This window comes from Kitasatospora sp. NPDC032150 (assembly GCF_055579945.1).
The window spans coordinates 1-1784 of record NZ_JBVIMH010000100.1; the positions used below are offsets into that span (position 1 = coordinate 1).

Below are 1784 nucleotides of genomic sequence, written 5' to 3' on the forward strand. Positions count from 1 at the left end.
TGCTAACGATCACGCCCCCGACCGGCACGAGCACCCCAGCCCCGCCCCACGCCAGCCCCGTGACCTGCAACTTCAGGATGAAAACTTCTCAATGGCCCTGCCGGACCATCTCGGACTCGTGGATCTGCTGGGCAACGGAGTCCTCGTTGGGGTTGTAGGCGTTGGTCGTGGTGACCCACCGAGAGCCCGCGGAGGTGGTCTTCTCGATGTTGCGCTTGATGACCTGGTAGAAGTCCGGGCCACCGTTTGAGCCGACCCAGTGATGGACCTCATCCATCAAGGCGAAGGTGGGCCTGTTGCCCTCGTTGGTGCGGCCGGCAGTCGCCTTGGGCCGGATGGTGCCTGGCTTCCCGCTCTTGAACTGGATGACGGCTTTGCCGATGTCCAGGCCGAATTCGCTCTCGGCAGGAGACTCCGAGAGCATTCCTCGGATCATCTCCATCGTCTGATCGGTCTGGTCGAGTGCTGTCGCACCGACCTGAACCGTCGGCAGCGGAACGCGCTTTGCTACCGGAAGGCCGAAGGCGTCCCAGTGCGAGAACCGGCACGGGCCGATGAACTCCACGATGGCCAGGGCCGCAAGGAGAGGAGTCTTCCCCCAGCCCTTCGCCCGGCGAAGAGTGCCAGCGCTGTAGCGCCAGGTCCCAGCCGGGTTGATGGCATAGAACCACAGCACGAAGCGGAGCTGTTCCGGGGTGAACTGCCAAGCCTCACCGGCATGTTCGCCGTCCGGCTGCACGATGTATCTCTGACACCAGCGGATGACCTGGTAGCCGAGAGTTTCGTTCGGAGCCGGCACCCCTGCGGGCAGGTTGCCTGTCTGCAAGGGCGGTCACCTCATTAGGAGTTCAGCAGTCGGTACAGCTCCTCATCGAGGTCTGTGGGAGTCATCTCGGCCGGCGCCGGGTCGGCGGCCTGGTCCTGGTCCTCGTCCTTGATGGACATACGTAGGCGAGCGCGATCCTCAACGGTCCCGCCCCACTTGGCGGTTCGCTGTCGGATCTCGCCTGCGTGCCGTAGGTCGCCCTGGTAGAGCGCGTCCACGAGCTTGGTCGTGATCTCCAGCTCGGCCCAGTCCGTCTCCGTCCACGCGGATGTCTGCGGGGCTGTGCTCCAGGTCCTCCAGAACCGCTTGGCGCCTGCGGTTGTGATCCCGAGGCCCCGGGGCATTTCCCGGCCTGGCTGGGTCTCTGCTGAAAGCTCCTGGGCGTGCTCGTGCTTGTTGCGGCGAACCGCGTTCTCCTTCGGCTTCGGTCCTCGAGTCACAACCGCACCTTGCTCATGTCGAAGTCATAGAGGTCCCCAAGGTCGTCAAGCTCGCTCTGCGCGTCCTGGCGCCAGTTCCGCCGGGTAGACGCCTTCGAGAACCGCACAGCCGGCGCTGGAGTGCACCAGGAGTACGAGCAGTCCTCGCAGCGACCGTTGCAGCCGGCGGACATGGCTACCTCCGTAGGAATGGAAGAAGCCCGACCTCGGGGTGAGGACGGGCTGAAACGAACGGTGTGTGCTGGACCGGATTCGAACCGGCGTTACCTCCGGCCTGGAGGGGTCTTGGGCCGCTAGACGACCAGCACCGCCCTTCCGTCCCCGGGCCAGGGGGAGTTTCAGGGCCTGCGGGAGCTACCCGCATGGCACGGGCGGGAGGAATCGAACCCCCGCTTGCGGTTTTGGAGACCGCTGCTCTTCCACTGGGTCGTTTCCATCCTGAATTCGCAGGTCATGGGCCTGGCGTGAGCTGGTGGTGAGGTACTCGCGCTGGTGGCTGGCGTGATCGTCTTGCGGAG

Annotated in this window: 2 protein-coding genes and 1 tRNA gene; all 3 read right to left on the reverse strand. The window is 64.9% G+C overall.

Features of this window, described 5'->3' with window-relative positions; genetic code table 11:
• Positions 1-88: 88 nt before the first annotated feature.
• On the reverse strand, positions 89-826 hold the full coding sequence (locus ACZ5ON_RS35945; RefSeq protein WP_465601815.1) for a hypothetical protein: 738 nt from the start codon (positions 824-826) through the stop codon (positions 89-91).
• Between the two features lie 14 nt (positions 827-840).
• Positions 841-1266, reverse strand: a complete 426-nt coding sequence (locus ACZ5ON_RS35950; RefSeq protein ID WP_465601818.1) for a phage terminase small subunit — start codon at positions 1264-1266, stop codon at positions 841-843.
• 237 nt (positions 1267-1503) lie between these two features.
• Positions 1504-1574, reverse strand: a tRNA-OTHER gene (locus tag ACZ5ON_RS35955).
• Positions 1575-1784: the final 210 nt, after the last annotated feature.